Below are 21,510 nucleotides of genomic sequence, written 5' to 3' on the forward strand. Positions count from 1 at the left end.
GCAGGCGGCCATAAAAAAAACGCCGCTGGCTGCGAGAGCCGGCGGCGTTGTGTTTGGCACTACAACCGCTTAAACGGTATGCAGATACCAGTTGTACTCGAGGTCGGAGATGGAGTGTTCGAACTCCTCCAGCTCGCTCTCTTTGCAGGCGACGAAGATATCGATGTATTTCGGATCGATGTACTTGGCCATCACTTCGCTGTCGTCCAGCTCACGCAGGGCATCGCGCAAGTTGTTCGGCAGGCTTTGTTCGTTCTGCTCGTAGCTGTTGCCTTCGACGGGCGCGCCCGGCTCGATCTTGTTGGTCAGACCGTGATGCACGCCGGCCAGCACCGAAGCCATCAGCAGGTACGGGTTGGCGTCGGCGCCGGCTACACGGTGTTCGATACGCACGGCATCGGACGAGCCGGTCGGTACGCGAATCGCCACGGTGCGGTTGTCCAGGCCCCAGCACGGCGAGTTCGGCACGTAGAACTGTGCGCCGAAACGACGGTACGAGTTGACGTTAGGGCACAGGAACGCCATTTGGGCGGGCAGGGTCTCGAGCACACCGCCGATTGCGTGACGCAATGCGGCGTTCTGCTCGGGATCCTCGCTGGCAAAGATGTTCTTGCCTTCTTTGTCCAGAATCGAAATGTGCACGTGCAAACCGTTGCCTGCCTGGCCCGGGTAAGGCTTGGCCATGAAGGTGGTGTCCATTTCATGGTCGTAGGCGATGTTCTTGATCAGACGCTTGAGCAGTACCGCGTAATCGCACGCCTTGATCGGGTCGGCGACGTGGTGCAGGTTCACTTCGAACTGCGCCGGGGCACTTTCCTTGACGATGGCATCGGCCGGGATGCCTTGCTCTTTGGCACCTTCCAGAATGTCCTGGAGGCAGTCGACGTATTCGTCGAGGTCGTCGATCAGGTAGACCTGAGTCGAGTGCGGGCGTTTGCCGGAGATCGGCGAGCGTGGCGGCTGTGGACGGCCGTTCACGTTTTCCTGGTCGATCAGGTAGAACTCGAGTTCGAAAGCGGCGCAGATGGTCAAGCCCAGCTCGTCAAACTTTGCAACAACTTGACGGAGCACTTCGCGCGGATCCGCAAAGAACGGGTCGCCTTCGAGTTCGTGCATGGTCATCAACAGTTGCGCGGTAGGGCGCTTCTGCCATGGCTCGTTGCACAGGGTGTCGGGGATTGGATAGCAGATACGATCGGCGTCGCCGATGTCCAGGCCCAGGCCGGTGCTTTCCACCGTAGAGCCATTGATATCCAGAGCAAATAGAGAGGCCGGCAGGTTGATGCCTTTCTCGTAAACCTTGTGGAGGCTGGTGCGTTCAATGCGCTTGCCGCGCACCACACCATTCATATCCGCAATCAGAAGGTCAACGTACAGAACCTCAGGATGTTCCTTAAGGAACGCGTTCGCTTCGTTGAGCTGAACGGCACGCGGGGGTACCGACATGATGCAACACCTTTGTTGTTAAAAATATCAATCATTGATCTTTTCTGGTTTCAGTCAACCCGAACGGCCTGCCGAAGTCAAGCGAGGCCTTTTTTGCCCTAAAAAAGCGCTGTGAGGGCGTTTATGGGGCAATTTTGGGCGTTTTTTTGTCCTTGGGCGACTGGGCACCCGCAGGCTTGAGCAGGCCGTGTTGTATTTTTTACGGGGGTGTTGTGTAAAAAAATGAACAAGGCTAAGCTCCGATCAAACCCATAACAGCAATAATACCGGGGTGCTTCATGTCTCGCCTGCCGTTAATCGGCATCACCGACTGCTCGCAACAGTCCGGTCTGCATGCTCATCACATCAGTGGCGACAAATCCGTCAGTAGCGCAGCCAGCATGGCGCGCAGCCTGTTGACGCTGCTCTCGTCTGCAGCAGCCCGGACGGCACCGTCCGATATTCTGGACGTACGGGCAAGCATCCGCTTTATGGCGTCTCCTTCCAATATAGATCTCTTTCTCTCCCAAAGCCCGTGCCGCTCTCCTCGTCGTGCTCATGATTGTGCACGTCATGAGTTTGCACAGGAAATGCAACGCCAGCGTAAAGGGCAGGTAAGCTCCTCTTTCATTGTCTATGCGCGGTGCCAGGCGTAAGCCGGCACTGCGCGCAAGCAAGCCCCCTTTAACGCGACGCCCAGGCGTCAAACTTTGCCTGACATCACGTCAGGAGACTCAGCCCAGAGGCATTTATGAGTAACAACCTCGACCAGCTCACCGATTGGTTGAAAGACCACAAGATCACAGAAGTCGAATGCATGATCGCCGACTTGACCGGTATCACCCGGGGCAAGATCTCGCCGACCAACAAGTTCATCGCCGAAAAAGGCATGCGCCTGCCAGAGAGCGTGCTGTTGCAGACCGTGACCGGCGACTACGTCGAAGACGACATCTATTACGAACTGCTCGACCCGGCCGACATCGACATGATCTGCCGCCCCGACCAGAGCGCCGTGTATCTGGTGCCATGGGCCATCGAGCCGACGGCCCAGGTGATCCACGACACCTATGACAAGCAAGGCAACCCGATCGAGCTGTCGCCGCGCAACGTCCTCAAGAAAGTCCTGAAACTCTATGCCGACAAGGGCTGGCAGCCGATCGTGGCGCCGGAAATGGAGTTCTACCTGACCAAACGCAGTGACGATCCTGACTATCCGTTGCAACCGCCAATCGGCCGTTCCGGGCGTCCGGAAATCGGTCGTCAGTCGTTCTCTATCGAAGCCGCCAACGAATTCGACCCGCTGTTCGAGGACGTTTACGACTGGTGCGAACTGCAGGAACTGGACCTCGACACGCTGATCCACGAAGACGGCACGGCGCAGATGGAAATCAACTTCCGTCACGGCGACGCCCTGTCGCTGGCCGACCAGATTCTGGTGTTCAAACGCACCATGCGTGAAGCCGCGCTCAAGCACGACGTGGCTGCCACTTTCATGGCCAAGCCGATGACCGGCGAGCCGGGCAGCGCGATGCACTTGCACCAGAGCATCATCGACATCGAGACCGGCAAGAATGTCTTCTCCAATGAAGACGGAACCATGAGCCAGCTGTTCCTGCACCACATCGGTGGCCTGCAGAAACTGATCCCCGAGCTGTTGCCGCTGTTCGCGCCGAACGTCAACTCGTTCCGCCGCTTCCTTCCGGACACCTCGGCGCCGGTAAACGTGGAGTGGGGCGAAGAAAACCGCACCGTGGGTCTGCGCGTCCCGGATGCCGGCCCGCAGAATCGTCGTGTGGAAAACCGCCTGCCGGGCGCCGACGCCAACCCGTACCTGGCGATTGCCGCGAGCCTGCTCTGCGGCTACATCGGCATGGTCGAGGGCCTCAACCCGAGCGCGCCTGTGGTCGGTCGTGGCTATGAACGCCGCAACCTGCGCCTGCCGCTGACCATCGAAGACGCGCTGGAGCGTATGGAAAACAGCGCGACCATCGAGAAGTACCTGGGCAAAACTTTCATCACGGGCTACGTCGCGGTCAAGCGGGCCGAGCATGAAAACTTCAAGCGCGTGATCAGTTCGTGGGAGCGTGAGTACCTGCTCTTCGCCGTCTGATACGCCGGGTGCGGTGCTCAGGCGCCGCGCCTTCACCGATAACAAGGAGAATTGGCATGACCAGCAACAACCCGCAAACCCGTGAGTGGCAAGCGCTGAGCAGCGATCACCACCTGGCCCCGTTCAGTGACTTCAAGCAATTGAAAGAGAAGGGCCCACGGATCATCACCAACGCCAAAGGCGTTTACCTGTGGGACAGCGAAGGCAACAAGATCCTCGACGGCATGGCCGGCCTGTGGTGCGTGGCCATCGGCTACGGTCGCGATGAACTGGCCGACGCCGCCGCCAAGCAAATGCGCGAACTGCCTTACTACAACCTGTTCTTCCAGACCGCACACCCGCCGGCACTGGAACTGGCCAAGGCGATCGCCGACGTCGCGCCAGAAGGCATGAACCACGTGTTCTTCACTGGTTCCGGCTCCGAAGGCAACGACACCATGCTGCGTATGGTTCGCCACTACTGGGCGATCAAGGGCCAGCCGAACAAGAAAGTCATCATCAGCCGCAAGAACGGTTATCACGGTTCCACCGTGGCCGGCGCGAGCCTGGGCGGCATGACCTATATGCATGAGCAGGGCGACTTGCCGATCCCGGGCATCGTCCACATCGGCCAGCCGTACTGGTTCGCTGAAGGCGGCGACATGTCCCCGGAAGAGTTCGGGATCTGGGCGGCCAATCAGCTGGAAGAGAAAATTCTCGAAGTCGGCGTCGACAACGTCGGTGCCTTTATTGCCGAGCCGATCCAGGGTGCCGGCGGCGTGATCATCCCGCCCGACAGCTACTGGCCGCGCATCAAGGAAATCCTCGCCAAGTACGACATCCTCTTCGTGGCGGACGAAGTGATCTGCGGTTTCGGCCGTACCGGTGAGTGGTTCGGTAGCGATTTCTACGACCTTGCGCCCGACATGATGACCATCGCCAAAGGCCTGACCTCCGGCTACATCCCGATGGGTGGCCTGATCGTCCGTGACTCGGTGGTGGCGGTGCTCAACGAGGGCGGCGATTTCAACCACGGCTTCACTTACTCCGGTCACCCGGTGGCGGCGGCGGTGGGTCTGGAAAACATCCGCATCCTGCGCGACGAAAAAATTATCGAGAACGTCCACAACGAAACGGCACCGTATTTGCAGAAACGTCTGCGGGAACTGAACGATCACCCATTGGTGGGTGAAGTTCGCGGGGTCGGGCTGCTGGGGGCGATCGAGCTGGTGCAGGACAAGGCCACTCGCAAGCGTTACGAAGGCAAGGGCGTCGGCATGATCTGCCGGCAGTTCTGCTTCGACAACGGGCTGATCATGCGCGCCGTGGGCGACACCATGATCATCGCGCCGCCGCTGGTGATCAGCAAAGCCGAGATTGATGAGCTGGTTACAAAGGCACGCAAGTGCCTGGACCTGACCCTCAGTGCATTGCAGGGCTAGGTGCTAGGCTTCGAGCGGGGGAGCTGCGGCGCACTCGCTCGAAGCTGTCAGAAAAGCGGGTCTTTTCTTGAAAGACCGCCTCGGATCTTGCCAGACTAGCCGCGGTTCCAGTTGTCCGGGTTCGGCCGCTGAACAAAGTGGTTCAAAAAAGAAAAATTTGGAGCATGACGCATGAAGGCATTAGGTAAAAAGCTTGCTGGCAAGACACTTCTCGCGCTGTCCATGGCGGGCTTGATGGCGGGTGCGGTTCAGGCGGACGACAAGGTATTGCACGTCTATAACTGGTCCGACTACATCGCGCCGGACACGGTCGCCAATTTCGAGAAGGCCACCGGGATCAAGGTCGTCTACGACGTATTCGACAGTAACGAAACCCTGGAAGCCAAGCTGCTGGCCGGTAAATCCGGTTACGACATTGTGGTGCCTTCCAACAACTTCCTCGCCAAGCAGATCAAGGCCGGTGTTTACCAGGAGCTGGACAAGTCCAAGCTGCCGAACTGGAAGAACCTCGACGAAGACCTGCTCAAGGCCGTTGGCGATGCCAGCGACCAGGGCAACAAACACGCGTTCCCGTACATGTGGGGCTCCATCGGGATCGGTTACAACCCGGAGAAGGTCAAGGCTGCGCTGGGCATCGACAAGATCGATTCCTGGGACATCGTGTTCAAGCCTGAGAACATCGAGAAACTCAAAAGCTGCGGTGTAAGCTTCCTCGATGCCCCGACCGAAATGATTCCGGCGGCTCTGCACTATCTGGGCAAACCGACCAACAGCAAGGACAAGGCTGATCTGAAAGCCGCCGAAGACCTGTTCCTCAAGGTTCGTCCTTCGGTTGCCTATTTCCACTCCTCCAAATACATCTCCGATCTGGCCAACGGCAACATCTGCGTGGCGGTCGGCTATTCGGGTGACCTGGAGCAATCCAAGACCCGCGCCAAGGAAGCCGGTGACAAGGTCAAACTGGCCTACACCATTCCGAAAGAAGGCGCCGGTACTTTCTACGACATGGTCGCCATTCCCAAGGATGCCGAAAACGTCGAAGCCGCTTACAAATTCATGAACTACCTGCTTGAGCCCGAAGTGATGGCCGGGATCACCAATGCCGTGCGTTTCCCGAACGGCAACAAGGCGGCCACGCCGCTGGTGGACAAAGACATCACCAGCGATCCGAGCATCTATCCGTCGGCTGAAGTGAAGAAACAGCTCTACGCGATCAGCGATCTGGATGCCGCCACGCTGCGCCTGATCACCCGTAGCTGGACCAAGATCAAATCCGGTAAATAAGCCGGTTTGACGCAGCAACCGCTGGCCGTCGTCCCCGCGAGGGCGGCCAGCGGGATAATTAAATGACAGAAAGTTTTGCTGGAACGGTTTTTCGAGGGTAAGTTGCGCGCCGGTTTTGTTGCCGGGCAGCCATGGCCGTCATGTAACGCGGGGCAACTTGGGCCCAACTAATTTAGAGGACCTCCACTTGCCTATTTTTTCTTCTTTGCGCAATGCCCTGCTGGCCACTGCCGGTCTGACGATGGCTGTCGGTGCCCAGGCCGCCGGTACGGTGCATATTTATAACTGGTCGGACTACATCGGCGAGACCACCCTGGCCGACTTCCAGAAAGACACCGGGATCAAACCGGTTTACGACGTGTTCGATTCCAACGAGACTCTGGAAGGCAAGCTGCTGGCCGGGCGTACCGGGTACGACGTGGTCGTGCCGTCGAACCACTTCCTCGGCAAGCAGATCAAGGCCGGTGCGTTCCAGAAACTCGACAAGTCGCAGCTGCCCAATTATTCCAATCTCGACCCGGCGCTGCTCAAGCGTCTGGAGCAGAACGATCCGGGCAACCTGTACGCCGTGCCGTACCTGTGGGGTACCAACGGCATCGGTTACAACGTCGATAAAGTGAAGGCCGGGCTCGGTGTCGACAAGATCGACTCCTGGGGCGTGCTGTTCGAGCCTGAGAACATCAAGAAGCTGCAAAGCTGCGGCGTGGCGTTCCTCGATTCGGCTGATGAAATGATGCCGACCGTGCTCAACTATCTGGGCCTGAATGCCAACAGCACCAATCCCGAGGACTACGCAAAGGCCACCGACAAATTGCTCGCGGTGCGTCCTTACGTGACCTACTTCCACTCCTCGAAATACATCGGCGATCTGGCCAACGGCGACATCTGTGTGGCGATCGGTTTTTCCGGCGATATCTTCCAGGCGAAGAACCGCGCGGCAGAAGCCAAGAAAGGCGTGAACATCGCCTACACCGTCCCGAAAGAGGGCGGCGCTTTGTGGTTCGACATGCTGGCGATTCCCAAGGATTCGTCGAACGTCAAGCAGGCCCATGCCTTCATCAACTATCTGCTGAAACCTGAGGTGATCGCCCAGGTCAGTGATTACGTCGGTTACGCCAACCCCAACCCGGGGGCGGACAAACTGATGGAGCAATCCATCCGTACCGATGCATCGGTTTATCCACCGCAGGCTGTGATCGACAAGGCTTACGTGTCGATCGAGTTGCCACCGAACATTCAACGTCTGATGACCCGCAGCTGGACCAAGGTCAAGTCGGGTATGTAAGGCACACACTATCCAGGGTTCGTCCACATTGGGCGAACTGCACTGTTTTTTTCTGGGAGTTTCGTAAATGGCAGTTGCCTCCGGCGCCTATAAGAAAGCCCTCGAGGGCGACCAGACACCGAAACAGGTGTTGGTCAAAATCGACCGGGTCACGAAGAAATTCGACGAGACGATTGCCGTGGACGATGTGTCCCTGGAAATCAAGAAGGGCGAAATTTTTGCCCTGCTCGGCGGTTCGGGATCGGGCAAATCCACTTTGCTGCGGATGCTGGCAGGGTTCGAACGGCCCACGGAGGGGCGCATTTTTCTCGACGGCATCGACATCACCGACATGCCGCCGTACGAACGTCCGATCAACATGATGTTCCAGTCCTATGCCTTGTTCCCGCACATGACCGTGGCGCAGAACATCGCCTTCGGCTTGCAGCAGGACAAGATCCCCAAGGCCGAGGTCGAAGCCCGTGTGGCCGAGATGCTCAAACTGGTGCAGATGAGCCAGTACGCCAAGCGCAAGCCGCATCAACTGTCGGGCGGTCAGCGTCAGCGTGTGGCGCTGGCGCGTTCGCTGGCCAAGCGGCCGAAGCTGCTGCTGCTCGATGAGCCGATGGGCGCACTGGACAAGAAACTGCGTTCGCAGATGCAGCTGGAGCTGGTAGAGATCATCGAGCGTGTCGGTGTGACCTGCGTGATGGTCACCCACGACCAGGAAGAGGCCATGACCATGGCCGAGCGCATCGCGATCATGCACCTGGGCTGGATCGCCCAGATCGGCAGCCCGATCGACATCTACGAAACCCCGACCAGCCGTCTGGTCTGCGAATTCATCGGCAACGTGAACATCTTCGAAGGCGAAGTGATCGACGACGCCGAAGGCCACGCGACCATCACCTGCAAGGATCTCGACCGGCAGATCTACGTCGGCCACGGCATCAGCACTTCGGTGCAGGACAAGTCGGTCACCTACGCGATCCGTCCGGAGAAACTGCTGGTCACCGCCGACCAACCGACCTGCGAATACAACTGGTCGAGCGGCAAGGTGCACGACATCGCCTACCTGGGTGGTCACTCGGTGTTCTACGTCGAATTGCCGAGCGGCAAACTGGTGCAGTCGTTCGTCGCCAACGCCGAGCGCCGTGGCGCACGTCCAACCTGGGGCGATCAGGTTTACGTGTGGTGGGAAGACGACAGCGGCGTGGTACTTCGCTCATGAACATGCGCAAGTTCAAACGACGGCTCAACCGAATAATTCCCAATGGCCGCCAACTGGTCATCGGGGTTCCGTTCATCTGGCTGTTTCTGTTTTTCATGTTGCCGTTCTTCATCGTCCTGAAGATCAGCTTCGCCGAAGCCGACGTGGCGATCCCGCCGTACACCGAGATCTACACCTACGCCGAGCAGAAGCTGCAACTGCTGCTGAACCTGGGCAACTACGCGATGCTGGCGGGCGACGAGTTGTACATCGCCGCCTACCTCGGCTCGCTGAAGATGGCGCTGATCAGCACCGTGCTGTGCCTGCTGATCGGCTACCCGATGGCCTACGCCATCGCCAGCGCCCGTAAAGAGCTGCAAACGGTGCTGGTGCTGCTGATCATGATGCCGACCTGGACCGCGATTCTGATCCGCGTTTACGCGTGGATGGGCATCCTCAGCAACAACGGCTTGCTCAACGGTTTCCTGATGAGCATGGGCCTGATCGACGAGCCGCTGCAGATCCTCAACACCAACCTTGCGGTGTATATCGGCGTGGTCTATTCGTACCTGCCGTTCATGATCCTGCCGCTGTATGCCAACCTGGTGAAGCACGACAACAGCCTGCTGGAAGCCGCATCTGACCTCGGTTCGAGCACCTTCAACAGCTTCTGGAAAATCACCATTCCACTGTCCAAGAACGGGATCATTGCCGGCTGCATGCTGGTGTTCATCCCGGTGGTCGGCGAGTTCGTGATCCCGGAACTGCTGGGCGGCCCGGAAACCCTGATGATCGGTAAAGTGCTCTGGCAAGAGTTCTTCAACAACCGTGACTGGCCGGTGGCGTCTGCCCTGGCGGTGGTGATGCTGGCGATCCTGATTGTGCCAATCATTCTGTTCAACCGCAGTCAGGCCAAGGAAATGGAGGGTAAAGAATGAAGCGCATCCGTTTCTCCAGCCTGATGCTGGTCGTGGGTTTGTTGTTCATCTATCTGCCGATGCTGATCCTGGTGATCTACTCGTTCAACGCCTCGAAACTGGTAACGGTGTGGGGTGGCTGGTCGATCAAGTGGTACGTCGGCCTGCTCGACAACAGCCAACTGATGGGTTCGGTGCTGCGCTCGCTGGAAATCGCCTGCTACACGGCGATTGCCGCAGTGGCGCTGGGCACGCTGGCCGCGTTCGTGCTGACCCGCATCACCCACTTCAAGGGCCGCACGCTGTTCGGCGGTTTGGTCACTGCGCCGTTGGTGATGCCGGAAGTGATCACCGGTCTGTCGCTGTTGCTGCTGTTCGTGGCCATGGCGCAGATGATCGGCTGGCCGCAGGAACGTGGCATCGTCACCATCTGGATCGCTCACACGACGTTCTGTGCGGCGTATGTGGCGGTGGTGGTGTCGGCACGCCTGCGTGAGCTGGACCTGTCGATCGAAGAAGCGGCGATGGACCTGGGCGCGCGGCCGTGGAAGGTGTTCTTCCTGATCACCATCCCGATGATCGCGCCATCGCTGGCGGCGGGCGGCATGATGTCGTTCGCCCTGTCGCTGGACGACCTGGTACTGGCGAGCTTCGTCTCCGGCCCGGGTTCGACGACCCTGCCGATGGAAGTGTTCTCGGCGGTGCGTCTGGGTGTGAAGCCTGAGATCAACGCCGTGGCCAGCCTGATTCTGCTGGCGGTGTCGATCGTGACCTTTCTGGTCTGGTTCTTCAGCCGCCGTGCCGAAGAAGCGCGCAAGAAAGCCATCCAGCAAGCCATCGAAGAAAGCGCTGCCGATTCGTGGAAACAGCCGGACGTGCGCCGCGCGCCTGCGCCGGAAGCAGCGTAAGCACTACAGGGTTGGCCTAGGTCTTGAGGCCAGCCACAAATCGAAATGTGGGAGCGAGCCTGCTCGCGAAGATGGAGTATCAGTCGACTCAAATATTGACTGATACACCGCTTTCGCGAGCAGGCTCGCTCCCACCTTTCGTTTTATGCAGTCCAGGGAGATTGACGGATGACCTCGACAAAGTTCATCGGCTTGAACCCCGGCTCCTGATCTTTCAGCACATCAGTCTTCACATTGCCGAACGTGGTCTGCGGACGATGGCGCAAGCCGTCGGCAAACGCGCAGATGATGCATGCCTTGAAACCTTCCCCGCGTGGATGCGCATGCACCACCGCTTCGCGCTGCACGCTGCTGAACGCCGCGTAATCCATGCCCAGCACATCCATTTCCACGCCTGCTGTCACCAGCGCCACGGTCGGGCGCAAATGCCTGGGCACGCCCGGCGTGGTGTGCAGGGCAATCGACAGCCAGACCTGTTCGATGTCGTCATCGCTCAACCCGTAAGGCTTGAGAAACGCCGCGGCGGCGTTGGCGCCATCCACCTCGAAGCGCTCGTCATCGCTGCGGTGACCTTCGACCAGGCCGAGGTCGTGGAACATCGCGCCGACGTACAGAAGTTCCGGATCGTAGGCCAACTGCTGACGCTCGCCGCTCAATGCACCGAACAGAAACACCCGGCGCGAGTGGTGATAGAGCAGGTCGGATTCGATGTCGCGGATGTACTCGGTGGTGGCGCGGGCCAGGGCGCTGTCAGGGATTTTGATGCCGGCAATGGTGGTGTTCATGAGCGGTTTCCTCGTCGAAAACGCCGGGGCGGCGCTGATGGGGAAAGTCTGTTCCCGCGCTGCAACGCGAACAATCAATGCATGGCTGCGATCCTTGCCAATCGACCTGCAAATCGTGCCAACTCACTGCTGACTTCTGCGAGGCCTCAACAGCCATGAACAAAACCGTCGCCATCGTCGTGTTCCCGGGCGTGCAATCGCTGGACGTCAGCGGGCCCATGGATGTGTTTGCCGAGGCTAACCGGTTCCTCGCGCCAGAGGATTACTATCACCTCGACGTGATCGGTCTCGAACACGGGCCGATGGCCTGCTCCAACGGCCTGACCCTGAATGCCCATCGACATTTCAGCGCAGCCCTTGAGGCTTATGACTTGCTGCTGGTCGCGGGCGGGCCGACGCTGCCGTTCATGGAGTTCGGCAAAACCTTCGATGCCTGGCTGCGTGACGCCTGTGCGCGGGCGCAGCGGTTCGGCTCGATCTGCAATGGCGCGTTCATGCTGGCGCGGGCCGGGTTACTGGAAGGGCGCACGGTGACCACTCACTGGAACGATGCCCAGGCGCTGGCGCAGTTGTGTCCGTCGACGCAGGTCGAGGCGGACCGCCTGTATGTCGAAGACGGCGCGCTCTACACCTCGGCCGGGGTGACGGCGGGGATTGATCTGTCGCTGTACCTGCTGGCCCGCGATCACGGCGCCGAGGTGGCGCTGAGCGTGGCCAAGCGGTTGGTGGTATTCACCCAGCGCTCCGGCGGGCAGTCGCAGTTCAGCCCGTTCCTGACACCGCACGCGGAGCCGACGTCGGCGGTGGCGATGGTGCAGTTGTATGTGCTGGCCAATCTCACCGGGGATCTGACCATTGCCGATCTGGCGCAGGCGGCGAACATGAGTGCGCGCAATTTCTCCCGAGTGTTTGCGCGGGAGGCGAAGGTCACGCCGACGGAGTTCGTCGAGCGGGCGCGGGTGGATGCGGCGCGGGTGATGCTCGAAAGCACCACGGCGCCGCTGAAGACCGTGGCCTATCAGTGCGGGTTTCGCGATGCGCAGCATATGCGCAGTGTGTTCAATCGAAGGCTGGGCGTGACGCCGCAGCAGTTTCGGTTGAATTTTGCGGTGCTGCTCTGAAGGTTTCGGTGTTGCTGATGGCCCTTTCGCGAGCAAGCCCGCTCCCACAGGAGACCGCATTCCAACGGTGGGAGCGGGCTTGCTCGCGAAAGCGTCCGCCTGAACAGCACAAGATTATTGGGGCGCCCGCGCCGGCAGCAGCTTCAGGGTACTGCGCGTATTCGCCGTCACTTCCTCATCGCTGAAGTGCGCCTGCACATACATCCCGTCCACATACGCCTCAGCCTGATCGTCAAAGTGACTGTCAAACGGCACACCACTCTGGCCCACCGGGTTGATCGTCAAACTGTGCGCCGGATCGGCGAAATCCACCAGGCGCCGGGTCGACGGCCCATAAGTCACCGGCCACGGCGCCGGGCCGATCTTCGCTGACAGGTTGTTCGGCACTTCATGGCTGCCCGGCGCGGCGAACGGCCCGACATTGAAAATACGGTCCAGCGGCTTCTGCTGCCCCAACGGATGACCATGGGTCAACGTATGCGCCGTGCCCCATTGCCAGGCGGACGTGTCGTCGCCGAGGGTCAGCTTCAGGTGCGCCATGCTCGCTTGCCAGGCCGTACGGACAACATCGGCGCGAGTCTCTTTGGTTGGCGTATTGCGGTTATCCCACCACGCGGAATCGGCGTTCGCCGCCAGCCGTGGCAGTGCCGAATCGATCACCCGCGTCGACAGCAGCGTCTCGAAAAAGTCATTGCCCAACTCGTCGCGCATTGCCGCATCGGCGAGGTCGTAGAGGAACTGGTTGAACAGCGTTGCACTGATCGAATCCAGCGGATAGTCGCCTTGCCACTGCGCCAGTTGCTCGACCAGTTTGAGCTGCGCCGGATCGCTCACCACTTCACGCAATACTGGCAACAACGGCGCCAGCAAACGCGGGCCGTAACCGGTGGCGGTGCCCAGTTGCAGTTTCTGGTTAGCTTCATTGGTCCACTTCACGCGCTTGTCGCTGAGCTGCTGATTGAGCTGCTGGCCACGGTCGGCGAGGTTGTAGTAACCCGGAATTTCCATGCCGGTGGGCGAAACAGGCTGGAAGTTGGCCGAGACGATATAGCCGCGCGCCGGGTTTTCTTCCTGCGGGTTGGCGCTGAACGGGTAGTAGCCGTCCTTGTCCGCCTGATTCGTGCTGCCGTCGAGAATGAAGCCCGGTTTGACACCGGTCGGCCGCTTGGGCAGCAACGCCGAAGCCCACCAGGCGATATCGCCCTTGGCGTTGGCGTAAACCAGATTAAGCCCCGGCGCCTGCACTTTGGCGGCAGCAGCGCGGGCCTTTGCCAGGGTGTCGGCGCGGTTGAGCTGGTAGAAGCCTTCAAGGATCGGATTCGGCGTTTCCAGGAATGCCCACCACATGGCGATCGGCGTCTTGCCGGCGGCCGTACCCAGCGCATCGTTGACGATCGGGCCGTGGGGCGACTGGCGCAGGGTGATCGTCACCGGCGCCTGGCCCTTCACATTGATCTGTTGCTCGGTGCTGACCATGTCGGTCCACTGGCCGTGATACCAGACCTGATTCGGGTTGTCCGGGTTGACCTTCTCGGCGATCAGGTCCAGATCGTCGTTCTGGAACATGGTCAGGCTCCAGCCGAAATCCATGTTGTGCCCCAGGAACGCGAACGGCACCAGCGCCTGATGATGGCCGTACAGCTCAAAGCCCGGCGCCGACAGTTGCGCTTCGTACCACACCGACGGCACCGAAAAGCGAATGTGTGGATCGCCGGCCAGCAGCGGTTTGCCGCTTTGGCTGTGACTGCCCGAGATGACCCACGCGTTGCTGCCTTCGAATTGCGGCAGGCCGTTGTCGATCAGCGCTTGCTCGCTGAGGCGGGCGAGGGCGTTGAGGTCTTTCCAGTCATTGGCGGCGAGGGCCGGTTTCGGAGTGGTGCGATCTTTCGCCAGCACACCTTTGGGCTGCCAGTCGAGGTCGAAGACGTTGAGGTAATCGGCGCCGAGTTGATCGCGCACGTAGGTCAGCAGCGGTTCGGTGCGAAACGCCGCGGCAAAGCTGTAGGCCATGTAACCGGCCACGCTAATGCTGTCTTCGGCGGTGAACGGCCGCTTGGGGATGCCCAGCACGTCGAACTCGACGGGCGCGGCGTGGCTGTCCTGATATTGGTTGATGCCGTCCAGATAGGCTTGCAGGCCCTTCCACGCCGGGGATTGTTTATCGAGGTTGGTGACGTAGCTGGCTGCACGTTCGCGGATGCGCAGGCTGCGGAACAGTTTGTCGGTGTCGAGCAGTTTCGGTCCGAGCACTTCGGCCAGTTCGCCCCGGGCGAGACGACGCATGGCTTCCATCTGGAACAAGCGATCTTGGGCATGTACATAGCCGAGGGCACGGTAGAGGTCGGTTTCGTTCTCGGCGCGGATGTGCGGCACGCCACGCTCGTCGTAGCGCACGGTCACCGAACCTTGCAGCTTGCGCAGCTCGACCTGGCCCTGGCGCGTCGGCTGTTTGCTGTAGACGTACCAGCCGGCGCCAGCGAGCAGGACAACGATGAACAAGGCAAGAACGGTGAACACGCGCTTCATGGTGACTCCTTGTGCTGGCGGGATTGCCGCCCGTCGGGCTGCAAACAATTAGCACAGACCTTCTGTGCCGTGCAGCGCTGTCCTTAAAAAGTCCGGAATGCCTTACTGCGCTGGCACCGGCCATGGACAATAGCAGCCGACCGCGAGGGTGTGCGTGGCGTTGACCGGGCGATCGTCCGTCAGGGCATGCAGGATGGGTTCGATGAAGCTGTTGCTGGAGTTGCAGGTCATGCCTTCGCTGTAAGGGCCGAAGTACGCCAGTTTACCGTTACGATCCCAGATCGCCACGGCCGGGCTGGCGGGGACCTGCTCGGAGCCGGGCAACACGGTGATGGTTTTCAGTGTGCTTAGCGTGGCGGGCAACTGGCCGTGGCTGCCGGCCCTCTGCACTGCAAAGAATTCGACGCCTTTGCCGTTGAACTGCTCGACCATCTCGGTCAGGTGTTGCTGGTTGCCGACATTGCACGGGCAGGCCGGGTCCCAGAAATGCACGAGGCGGATATTGCCAGGCCCGGCCAGTTCATCGGGCAGTCGCAACGGATCGCCGGAAAACACCGCCGTGTGTTCGCTGAACGCGCGCAGATATCGCCCTTGAAACCAGTCATACGCGGCCCACAGCACCCCGGCGCACACAAGCGCGAGCAGGCTGGCAAACAGTGCGGTGCGGTAGGGCGAACGCATGGATTTGTGTCCTCAGAGGCCGGCTAGCTTGCCATGCTTGACTCAACAGATGAATATCGCAGGCCGATAAAGTCTGTTCACCGTTCTGGAAATGCCTCATGCCTGCCACTTTCGACCCCGATCAATTACGCGCCAGCCTCAAGCCTCTGGCCGAGTGGCAGGCGTTGTCCGAGGAGGCGAAAGCGTATCAACGGTTCTACCAGACCGACTTCCCCGAACGCGATGTCTGGCGCGGCATGGGGCGGTTTGCCGTGAACGGTTACGAACTGGTCAGCCATTGCTGGTGGCCAGAGAAGGTCAAGGGCACGCTGTTTCTGTTGCACGGTTTCTACGATCACACCGGGCTCTATCGGCATGTGATCGAGTGGGCGCTGGACCAGGATTTCGCGGTGATTGCCTGCGATTTGCCGGGGCACGGTCTGTCGAGTGGGGTGCGGGCGAGCATCCGTGATTTCTCGGAATATCAAGACACCCTGCAAGCGTTGTTTGCCGAGGCCAATTCGATCGCGCTGCCGCAGCCGTGGCACTTGTGCGGGCAAAGTACCGGCGGGGCGATCGTGGTCGACCATGTGCTCAACCATGGTGAGAACAGTCCGGCGCAAGGTCACTTGATTTTGCTGTCGCCGCTGGTGCGACCGCGGGCCTGGGGCTGGTCGCAGCTCAGTTACTACCTGCTGCGGCCTTTCGTGCGGGGCATTGCCCGGCGCTTCAGCGAAAACTCCAATGACCCGGACTTCCTGCCGTTTCTGCTGGCCGATCCGTTGCAGCCCAAGCGCTTGCCGACCGCGTGGGTCGGCGCCTTGTCACGCTGGATCAGTCGGGTCGAGTACGCGAAAAAAAGTCCGCGACGGCCGCTGATCATTCAGGGGCAGGCGGACATGACTGTCGACTGGCAGCACAATTTGCAGGTGTTGAAGTGGAAGTTCGATCGGCCGCAGATTTTGCTGTTGGCGCAGGCGCGGCATCATCTGGCCAATGAGACGGCTGACATGCGTGAGGAGTATTTCGAGTTCTTGAGCAAGCGGATCAGGGGCCGGAATCTCTAGCGTCTGTCAGGGCCTCTTCGCGAGCAGGCTCGCTCCCACAGGGGCACGCGTTCCCAAATGTGGGAGCGAGCCTGCTCGCGAAGGCGGCGGTCAGACAGCGCAGATCATTGGTTGAGATTCGAAGTGTTCTGCCCCACCGCCAACCCCGCCCGAATCGCCGCCAGCGCCGCTTGATAGTAAGCCTTGCCCTCGGTCGACTCGGCAAACGTCGCAAACTCTTCCAGCTCTTCATCCGACAGGTCGCGATACACGTAGAGCAGCGTGTTGTTCATGTCCGCGCCAATCTGATCCATCAGGCGCTGGCGCTGACCGTTCAACATACCTTGTGCCTGACCACCACCGAGCAGTCCCGGGATCATCGAACTCAAACTGTCCGCCGCCACGCCGGCAATCGCCAGGCTGACTTCGGCGCCGGCTTCACGGGCAGGCAGGGCTTGGGCGAGATGGCCGATGATCAGCAGGCGGCTGTCGCTGGCCGGCATTTTCGGCAGGCCTTTGGCATTCTTTGCCAGTTGATCGCGGCGGGTCGCGAGCAATTCGGCGGCGACGATTTTCTTGCCCAGCGGCGACTGAAAAAATGACAGGGCCGGTTTCGGATCGGCGAGGTTCTGCCGCAGCTGTGCTTCGGCACGCTGATCCATGGCCATGGGGGCGAAGCGCTGATTGCTGTTGTTGACCAGTGCTTGAAATACGGCAGGCGGCAGGCTGTTCTGATAGCGCTGCTGCGCTGCACTCAGGGCGTCATTGAAATGCGCACGTTGATCTGGCCAGCCGGCGATCTTGTACAACTGATCGTAGCCGTCCGCCCAGGCGGGCAAAACACAGAACATCAACAGTGAAAAAAGCAAACGGCGCATAGGGACTCCTGTCAGCAGCGGACTATTCTCCGTGCGGTGCAGTTACTTGTCGAGAATTCGTATCCAGCCGCTGCGTGGCTCTGTCGGATTTGTTGCCGCCGACATACTATGCGCGCCATGCAAATATCCTCTGAACACCCGCTGCTGTTACGTATCGTCGACGACCTGGCCGAGCACGGCTGGTCGCAGCAGAACATTTTCCTGCCCGCGGGTTTGACCCGCGAGCTGGCGGCCGAGTGCCGTAAACGTGAGGCCGAGGGTGAGCTGGCGCCGGCGGCGGTGGGTCGCGGGCCGTTTTCGGAGATTCGCGAGGGTATTCGCGGCGACCACATCCAGTGGATCGATCCGGGCCAGGCCGAGGCCAGTGACCGCTATCTGGAGCTGATGGACAGCCTGCGCGAGGCACTCAACCGGGGCTTGTTCCTCGGGCTGGAAGACTTCGAATGCCATTTCGCGCTGTATCCGCCGGGTGCGTTCTATCGCAAGCACGTTGACCGCTTCCGCGATGATGACCGGCGCATGGTGTCGGCGGTGGTCTACCTCAACGAGGCCTGGCTGCCGGAAGATGGCGGTCAGTTGCGCATGTACCTGGACGATGAGCGCGTCTACGACGTGCAGCCCACCGGCGGCTGCCTGGTGGTGTTTCTGTCTGGCGAAGTCCCGCATGAAGTGCTGCCGGCCAATCGTGAGCGCTTGTCGCTGACGGGCTGGTTCCGCCGTCGTGGCAACGAGCCGTTCTGATCATGGAAAAGATTCTGGTCAGCCGCTGCCTGTTGGGTCACCGCGTGCGTTACGACGGCGGGGCCAGCGGACCGTTCGATTTGCTTGAGCAGTGGATTGCCGAAGGGCGCGTGGTGCCATTGTGTCCGGAAGTGGCGGGTGGTTTGCCGACGCCACGGGCGGCGGCGGAGATCCCAGGCGGGCAGGGTAGTGAAGTGCTCGATGGCGTTGCTTCGGTCATCACTACCGAAGGCGAGGATGTCAGCGCGCAGTTTCTGGATGGTGCTCGGCAGGCGCTGGAGTTGGTGCACAAACACGGAATCCGCGTGGCGGTGCTCAAAGCCAATAGCCCATCGTGCGGCAATCTGCTGACCTATGACGGCACGTTCAGTGGAGTGAAAGTCAGTGGTGAAGGCGTGACGGCTGCGTTGCTCAAGCGCCATGGCGTGCAGATTTTCAGCGAGCTCGAACTGCCGCAGGCTGCAACAGCCCTGACACAACTCGATTAAAACCCCACCCCGAATCCCCGTGTGGGAGGAGGCTTGCTCGCGAAAGCGGTGGGTCATTCAACATGTGCATTGACTGACACGACGCCTTCGGGAGCAAGCCCCCTCCCACAGGGTTTTGTGTTCACTCGGGTTCGGGGAACCATTTCGCCGACAGCGCCGCCAGACGCCCATCCGCTTTGATCCGCTGCATCGCGCTCGCAAGGCTGGCCTGAAACGCCGGATTACCCTTCTGAAACGGAATCGCCAATTCCACCGGTGCACTCACAGCAGGCTTCTCCTCGGTCAACGCCTGCACCAGTACCATCGGGCGTGGCTGCTCATCCTTCTTCGCCAGCAACTGCGAATCGACCTTGCCGTATGGCGTACTGAAGTCGAAACGATCCTTGAGTTCAGGTGTCAGTGCTATGTGGTTGAGCGCGACGTCGTACTTGCCGCTTTCAACGCCCTGGAGCAGGTCGCCCGCATCGGTGACGATGAAGTCGGCGCGAACATCCAGCTCCTTGGCCAGCAGTTGCCCAAGCTCGACTTCGAACCCCGTGAGTGTGTCGCCGTCCTTGTAATTGAAGGGCGGTGTATTAGCCTCAAGGGCAATGCGCAACTCGCCACGGTCGTTGACGTCATCAATCAGTTCGGCGTGAGCCAGTGGGCTCAAAAGGGGTAGCAGGCAGATCAGGCCAGGCAAAAAGCGCATGGTCACTCCTTTGAAATCATTAACGCGACGCTCTGAGTCAGGCTCGCTTTGCTATGGTTGTCGAGTGCCTTCGACAACGAATGGTCATGAAGTTGTCATGACCGGACGGATTTTACGGAAAAACTGGAGAAGAAAATGAAAAGCTTTATGTCACGTGCAGCGTTGGCGGGTGTACTGATGGGCGTTTCGGTGCTGGCCAGTGCGGCTACCCCGGCTCCAAAGGGTGCCGAAGTGTTCATCGTTTCTCCCGAAGACGGGGCGAAGGTTTCCCAAGAGTTCAAGGTCAAGTTTGGTACCAAGGACGTCGCGCTGGCCCCGGCCGGTGACGTTACCAAGAACACCGGTCACCATCACTTGCTGATCGACGTCGACAAACTGCCGGCTGCCGGCGCGCCGATTCCGAACGATGCGAACCACATGCACTTTGGCAAGGCGCAGACCGAAGCCACAATCAAACTGGCCCCTGGCAAACACACTCTGCAACTGGAGCTGGGTGACAGCGGCCATATGCCATTCGATCCACCGATCGTTTCGAAGAAAATCACCGTCAACGTCGAATAAATTTTCGGCGTGCATGAAAAAGGGAGCCCGAAGGCTCCCTTTTTTGTCGCTCAGCGTGCGATCAGAACAACACACGGCTACGGATAGTGCCGTTGATGTGCTGCAGCTTCTCTTGCGCCAGGTCCGAGTACTCGGCGTCGACGTCGATCACCACGTAGCCAACCTTCTCGTTGGTCTGCAGGAACTGACCGGAGATGTTGATGCCGTTTTCGGCGAAGACCTTGTTGATCTCGCTCATCACACCCGGGATGTTCTCGTGGATGTGCAGCAGACGGTGCTTGCCAGGGTGAGCGGGCAGGGCCACTTCCGGGAAGTTGACCGACGAAACGGAAGTACCGTTGTCGCTGTACTTGACCAGTTTTTCCGCCACTTCCAGACCGATGTTGGCTTGCGCTTCGGCAGTCGAGCCACCGATGTGCGGGGTCAGGATCACGTTGTCCAGGCCACGCAGCGGGCTTTCGAACTCTTCGTCGTTGGAGCGTGGCTCCACCGGGAATACGTCGATGGCCGCGCCGATCAGGTGCTTGTCCTTGATCGCGTCCGCCAGGGCGTCCAGTTCGACCACGGTGCCGCGCGCCGCGTTGATCAGGATGCCGCCCTTCTTGATGGCGCGGATTTCCTTCTCGCCGATCATCCACTGGGTCGCAGCGGTTTCCGGAACGTGCAGGGTGACGATGTCGGACATGCCCAGCAGCTCGTTCAGGTTACCGACCTGAGTGGCGTTGCCCAGCGGCAGCTTGGTCACGGTGTCGTAGAAGAACACCTGCATGCCTAAGCCTTCCGCCAGAACCGACAACTGAGTACCGATCGAGCCGTAGCCAACGATGCCGAGTTTCTTGCCACGGATCTCGAAAGAGTTGGCCGCGGACTTGATCCAGCCGCCACGGTGGCAGGAAGCGTTTTTCTCAGGGATGCCGCGCAGCAGCAGGATGGCTTCGGCCAGTACCAGCTCAGCCACGGAACGGGTGTTGGAGTACGGCGCGTTGAACACGGCGATACCGCGCTCGCGGGCAGCACTGAGGTCAACCTGGTTGGTGCCGATGCAGAAACAGCCGACCGCTACCAGCTTCTTCGCGTGATCGAAGATCTCTTCGGTCAGTTGGGTGCGCGAACGAATGCCGATGAAGTGAGCGTCAGCGATCTTTTCCTTGAGCTGGGCTTCCGGCAAGGAACCTGTCAGGTATTCGATGCTGGTGTAGCCCGCCGCCTTGAGGACGTCGACAGCCGATTGGTGGACGCCTTCGAGAAGAAGGAACTTGATCTTGCTCTTATCGAGAGAAGTCTTGCTCATCTGCGTAAACCTGTATCCCGGAGAAAAATGGCAGGAAATGGTCAACAGACATTGACCTGGACGGCAAGAAAGCCGTCGCCGCAGAACTGGCCTTGGGCACTGGCCTGCGGGGTCGGTATGCTAGCATAGCCGCCCCGCTAAACACTCATTCCTGCGACGTGAAGCGTTCTCAGGATGACCATG

20 protein-coding genes are annotated in these 21,510 nt (G+C 60.0%); 13 read left to right on the plus strand and 7 right to left on the minus strand.

Translation table 11 applies throughout. The annotated features are described in order from the left end of the window. Nucleotides 1-69 precede the first annotated feature (69 nt). Nucleotides 70-1,446 (minus strand): glutamine synthetase family protein, encoded by a 1,377-nt coding sequence (locus CKW18_RS00360; protein WP_007913842.1) that lies wholly within the window; start codon nucleotides 1,444-1,446, stop codon nucleotides 70-72. 278 nt (nucleotides 1,447-1,724) lie between these two features. On the opposite strand from CKW18_RS00360, the gene CKW18_RS29580 reads away from it, so the two are divergent. The 8 genes from CKW18_RS29580 to CKW18_RS00395 all read left to right on the plus strand — a co-directional run bounded on the left by CKW18_RS29580 (nucleotide 1,725) and on the right by CKW18_RS00395 (nucleotide 10,539). Further along, nucleotides 1,725-2,081 carry a glutamine amidotransferase gene (locus tag CKW18_RS29580; protein ID WP_141233054.1) on the plus strand — a complete coding sequence of 119 codons (357 nt, stop codon included), beginning with the start codon at nucleotides 1,725-1,727 and terminating at the stop codon, nucleotides 2,079-2,081. 95 nt (nucleotides 2,082-2,176) lie between these two features. Next, a complete protein-coding gene (locus tag CKW18_RS00365) occupies nucleotides 2,177-3,535 on the plus strand; it encodes a glutamine synthetase family protein (RefSeq protein WP_095186921.1) in 1,359 nt (452 codons plus the stop codon). Nucleotides 3,536-3,591: 56 nt separating this feature from the next. Continuing rightward, the gene (locus tag CKW18_RS00370) at nucleotides 3,592-4,956 is read left to right on the plus strand and encodes an aspartate aminotransferase family protein (RefSeq protein ID WP_095186922.1); all 1,365 of its coding nucleotides are present in this window, start codon (nucleotides 3,592-3,594) and stop codon (nucleotides 4,954-4,956) included. A 171-nt stretch (nucleotides 4,957-5,127) separates the two neighbouring features. Then, nucleotides 5,128-6,240, plus strand: coding sequence for a polyamine ABC transporter substrate-binding protein (locus CKW18_RS00375; protein WP_095186923.1), 1,113 nt, complete (start codon nucleotides 5,128-5,130; stop codon nucleotides 6,238-6,240). A 187-nt stretch (nucleotides 6,241-6,427) separates the two neighbouring features. Then, nucleotides 6,428-7,525 carry a polyamine ABC transporter substrate-binding protein gene (locus CKW18_RS00380; protein ID WP_095186924.1) on the plus strand — a complete coding sequence of 366 codons (1,098 nt, stop codon included), beginning with the start codon at nucleotides 6,428-6,430 and terminating at the stop codon, nucleotides 7,523-7,525. A gap of 67 nt (nucleotides 7,526-7,592) precedes the next feature. Continuing rightward, entirely contained in the window at nucleotides 7,593-8,735 is a 1,143-nt protein-coding gene (locus CKW18_RS00385; RefSeq protein ID WP_095186925.1) for an ABC transporter ATP-binding protein, read from the plus strand. 35 nt (nucleotides 8,736-8,770) lie between these two features. Beyond that, nucleotides 8,771-9,652 (plus strand): ABC transporter permease subunit, encoded by an 882-nt coding sequence (locus CKW18_RS00390; protein ID WP_170947196.1) that lies wholly within the window; start codon nucleotides 8,771-8,773, stop codon nucleotides 9,650-9,652. Next, complete coding sequence (locus tag CKW18_RS00395) at nucleotides 9,649-10,539, plus strand: ABC transporter permease subunit (protein WP_095186927.1); 891 nt, start codon at nucleotides 9,649-9,651, stop codon at nucleotides 10,537-10,539. Before CKW18_RS00390 ends, CKW18_RS00395 begins: the two co-directional genes overlap by 4 nt. A gap of 143 nt (nucleotides 10,540-10,682) precedes the next feature. Here CKW18_RS00395 and CKW18_RS00400 read toward each other — a convergent pair whose 3' ends face one another. After that, complete coding sequence (locus tag CKW18_RS00400; RefSeq protein WP_095186928.1) at nucleotides 10,683-11,324, minus strand: HD domain-containing protein; 642 nt, start codon at nucleotides 11,322-11,324, stop codon at nucleotides 10,683-10,685. A 155-nt stretch (nucleotides 11,325-11,479) separates the two neighbouring features. Between CKW18_RS00400 and CKW18_RS00405 the strand changes: the two genes are divergently transcribed. Then, entirely contained in the window at nucleotides 11,480-12,445 is a 966-nt protein-coding gene (locus tag CKW18_RS00405; RefSeq protein WP_095186929.1) for a GlxA family transcriptional regulator, read from the plus strand. Between the two features lie 114 nt (nucleotides 12,446-12,559). On the opposite strand, the gene CKW18_RS00410 is transcribed toward CKW18_RS00405, so the two are convergent. Further along, the gene (locus CKW18_RS00410; protein WP_095186930.1) at nucleotides 12,560-14,971 is read right to left on the minus strand and encodes a penicillin acylase family protein; all 2,412 of its coding nucleotides are present in this window, start codon (nucleotides 14,969-14,971) and stop codon (nucleotides 12,560-12,562) included. 102 nt (nucleotides 14,972-15,073) lie between these two features. Then, nucleotides 15,074-15,652, minus strand: coding sequence for a DUF6436 domain-containing protein (locus CKW18_RS00415; protein WP_095186931.1), 579 nt, complete (start codon nucleotides 15,650-15,652; stop codon nucleotides 15,074-15,076). A gap of 98 nt (nucleotides 15,653-15,750) precedes the next feature. Here CKW18_RS00415 and CKW18_RS00420 point away from each other — a divergent pair, with 98 nt between their 5' ends. After that, complete coding sequence (locus CKW18_RS00420) at nucleotides 15,751-16,698, plus strand: alpha/beta hydrolase (RefSeq protein ID WP_095186932.1); 948 nt, start codon at nucleotides 15,751-15,753, stop codon at nucleotides 16,696-16,698. A gap of 104 nt (nucleotides 16,699-16,802) precedes the next feature. On the opposite strand, the gene CKW18_RS00425 is transcribed toward CKW18_RS00420, so the two are convergent. Beyond that, nucleotides 16,803-17,555: a DUF2059 domain-containing protein gene (locus CKW18_RS00425; protein WP_095186933.1), complete on the minus strand. Its 753-nt coding sequence runs from the start codon at nucleotides 17,553-17,555 to the stop codon at nucleotides 16,803-16,805. 108 nt (nucleotides 17,556-17,663) lie between these two features. Between CKW18_RS00425 and CKW18_RS00430 the strand changes: the two genes are divergently transcribed. Next, on the plus strand, nucleotides 17,664-18,296 hold the full coding sequence (locus tag CKW18_RS00430; protein ID WP_095186934.1) for a 2OG-Fe(II) oxygenase: 633 nt from the start codon (nucleotides 17,664-17,666) through the stop codon (nucleotides 18,294-18,296). A 2-nt stretch (nucleotides 18,297-18,298) separates the two neighbouring features. After that, nucleotides 18,299-18,784, plus strand: a complete 486-nt coding sequence (locus tag CKW18_RS00435; protein WP_095186935.1) for a DUF523 domain-containing protein — start codon at nucleotides 18,299-18,301, stop codon at nucleotides 18,782-18,784. A 121-nt stretch (nucleotides 18,785-18,905) separates the two neighbouring features. Here the strand turns inward: CKW18_RS00435 and CKW18_RS00440 are convergent, their stop codons facing one another. Beyond that, a complete protein-coding gene (locus CKW18_RS00440; RefSeq protein ID WP_095186936.1) occupies nucleotides 18,906-19,475 on the minus strand; it encodes a transporter substrate-binding domain-containing protein in 570 nt (189 codons plus the stop codon). 135 nt (nucleotides 19,476-19,610) lie between these two features. Here CKW18_RS00440 and CKW18_RS00445 point away from each other — a divergent pair, with 135 nt between their 5' ends. Further along, nucleotides 19,611-20,036, plus strand: a complete 426-nt coding sequence (locus CKW18_RS00445) for a DUF4399 domain-containing protein (RefSeq protein ID WP_085612012.1) — start codon at nucleotides 19,611-19,613, stop codon at nucleotides 20,034-20,036. A gap of 61 nt (nucleotides 20,037-20,097) precedes the next feature. On the opposite strand, the gene serA is transcribed toward CKW18_RS00445, so the two are convergent. Beyond that, nucleotides 20,098-21,327 carry a phosphoglycerate dehydrogenase gene (gene serA, locus CKW18_RS00450; RefSeq protein ID WP_095186937.1) on the minus strand — a complete coding sequence of 410 codons (1,230 nt, stop codon included), beginning with the start codon at nucleotides 21,325-21,327 and terminating at the stop codon, nucleotides 20,098-20,100. Nucleotides 21,328-21,510 lie beyond the last annotated feature (183 nt).

Origin of the sequence: Pseudomonas sp. Irchel 3E19 (genome assembly GCF_900187585.1) — a bacterium.
GTDB classification, from domain to species: domain Bacteria; phylum Pseudomonadota; class Gammaproteobacteria; order Pseudomonadales; family Pseudomonadaceae; genus Aquipseudomonas; species Aquipseudomonas baetica.

What these genes read in the sequence shown, in the direction of transcription:
- serA (WP_095186937.1), bottom strand. Translation starts at nt 21,327, where the DNA reads ATGAGCAAGACTTCTCTCGATAAGAGCAAGATCAAGTTCCTTCTTCTC.
- CKW18_RS00400 (WP_095186928.1), bottom strand. Translation starts at nt 11,324, where the DNA reads ATGAACACCACCATTGCCGGCATCAAAATCCCTGACAGCGCCCTGGCC.
- CKW18_RS00405 (WP_095186929.1), top strand. Translation starts at nt 11,480, where the DNA reads ATGAACAAAACCGTCGCCATCGTCGTGTTCCCGGGCGTGCAATCGCTG.
- CKW18_RS29580 (WP_141233054.1), top strand. Translation starts at nt 1,725, where the DNA reads ATGTCTCGCCTGCCGTTAATCGGCATCACCGACTGCTCGCAACAGTCC.
- CKW18_RS00395 (WP_095186927.1), top strand. Translation starts at nt 9,649, where the DNA reads ATGAAGCGCATCCGTTTCTCCAGCCTGATGCTGGTCGTGGGTTTGTTG.
- CKW18_RS00440 (WP_095186936.1), bottom strand. Translation starts at nt 19,475, where the DNA reads ATGCGCTTTTTGCCTGGCCTGATCTGCCTGCTACCCCTTTTGAGCCCA.
- CKW18_RS00370 (WP_095186922.1), top strand. Translation starts at nt 3,592, where the DNA reads ATGACCAGCAACAACCCGCAAACCCGTGAGTGGCAAGCGCTGAGCAGC.
- CKW18_RS00360 (WP_007913842.1), bottom strand. Translation starts at nt 1,446, where the DNA reads ATGTCGGTACCCCCGCGTGCCGTTCAGCTCAACGAAGCGAACGCGTTC.
- CKW18_RS00385 (WP_095186925.1), top strand. Translation starts at nt 7,593, where the DNA reads ATGGCAGTTGCCTCCGGCGCCTATAAGAAAGCCCTCGAGGGCGACCAG.
- CKW18_RS00415 (WP_095186931.1), bottom strand. Translation starts at nt 15,652, where the DNA reads ATGCGTTCGCCCTACCGCACCGCACTGTTTGCCAGCCTGCTCGCGCTT.
- CKW18_RS00420 (WP_095186932.1), top strand. Translation starts at nt 15,751, where the DNA reads ATGCCTGCCACTTTCGACCCCGATCAATTACGCGCCAGCCTCAAGCCT.
- CKW18_RS00435 (WP_095186935.1), top strand. Translation starts at nt 18,299, where the DNA reads ATGGAAAAGATTCTGGTCAGCCGCTGCCTGTTGGGTCACCGCGTGCGT.
- CKW18_RS00365 (WP_095186921.1), top strand. Translation starts at nt 2,177, where the DNA reads ATGAGTAACAACCTCGACCAGCTCACCGATTGGTTGAAAGACCACAAG.
- CKW18_RS00410 (WP_095186930.1), bottom strand. Translation starts at nt 14,971, where the DNA reads ATGAAGCGCGTGTTCACCGTTCTTGCCTTGTTCATCGTTGTCCTGCTC.
- CKW18_RS00375 (WP_095186923.1), top strand. Translation starts at nt 5,128, where the DNA reads ATGAAGGCATTAGGTAAAAAGCTTGCTGGCAAGACACTTCTCGCGCTG.
- CKW18_RS00425 (WP_095186933.1), bottom strand. Translation starts at nt 17,555, where the DNA reads ATGCGCCGTTTGCTTTTTTCACTGTTGATGTTCTGTGTTTTGCCCGCC.
- CKW18_RS00430 (WP_095186934.1), top strand. Translation starts at nt 17,664, where the DNA reads ATGCGCGCCATGCAAATATCCTCTGAACACCCGCTGCTGTTACGTATC.
- CKW18_RS00445 (WP_085612012.1), top strand. Translation starts at nt 19,611, where the DNA reads ATGAAAAGCTTTATGTCACGTGCAGCGTTGGCGGGTGTACTGATGGGC.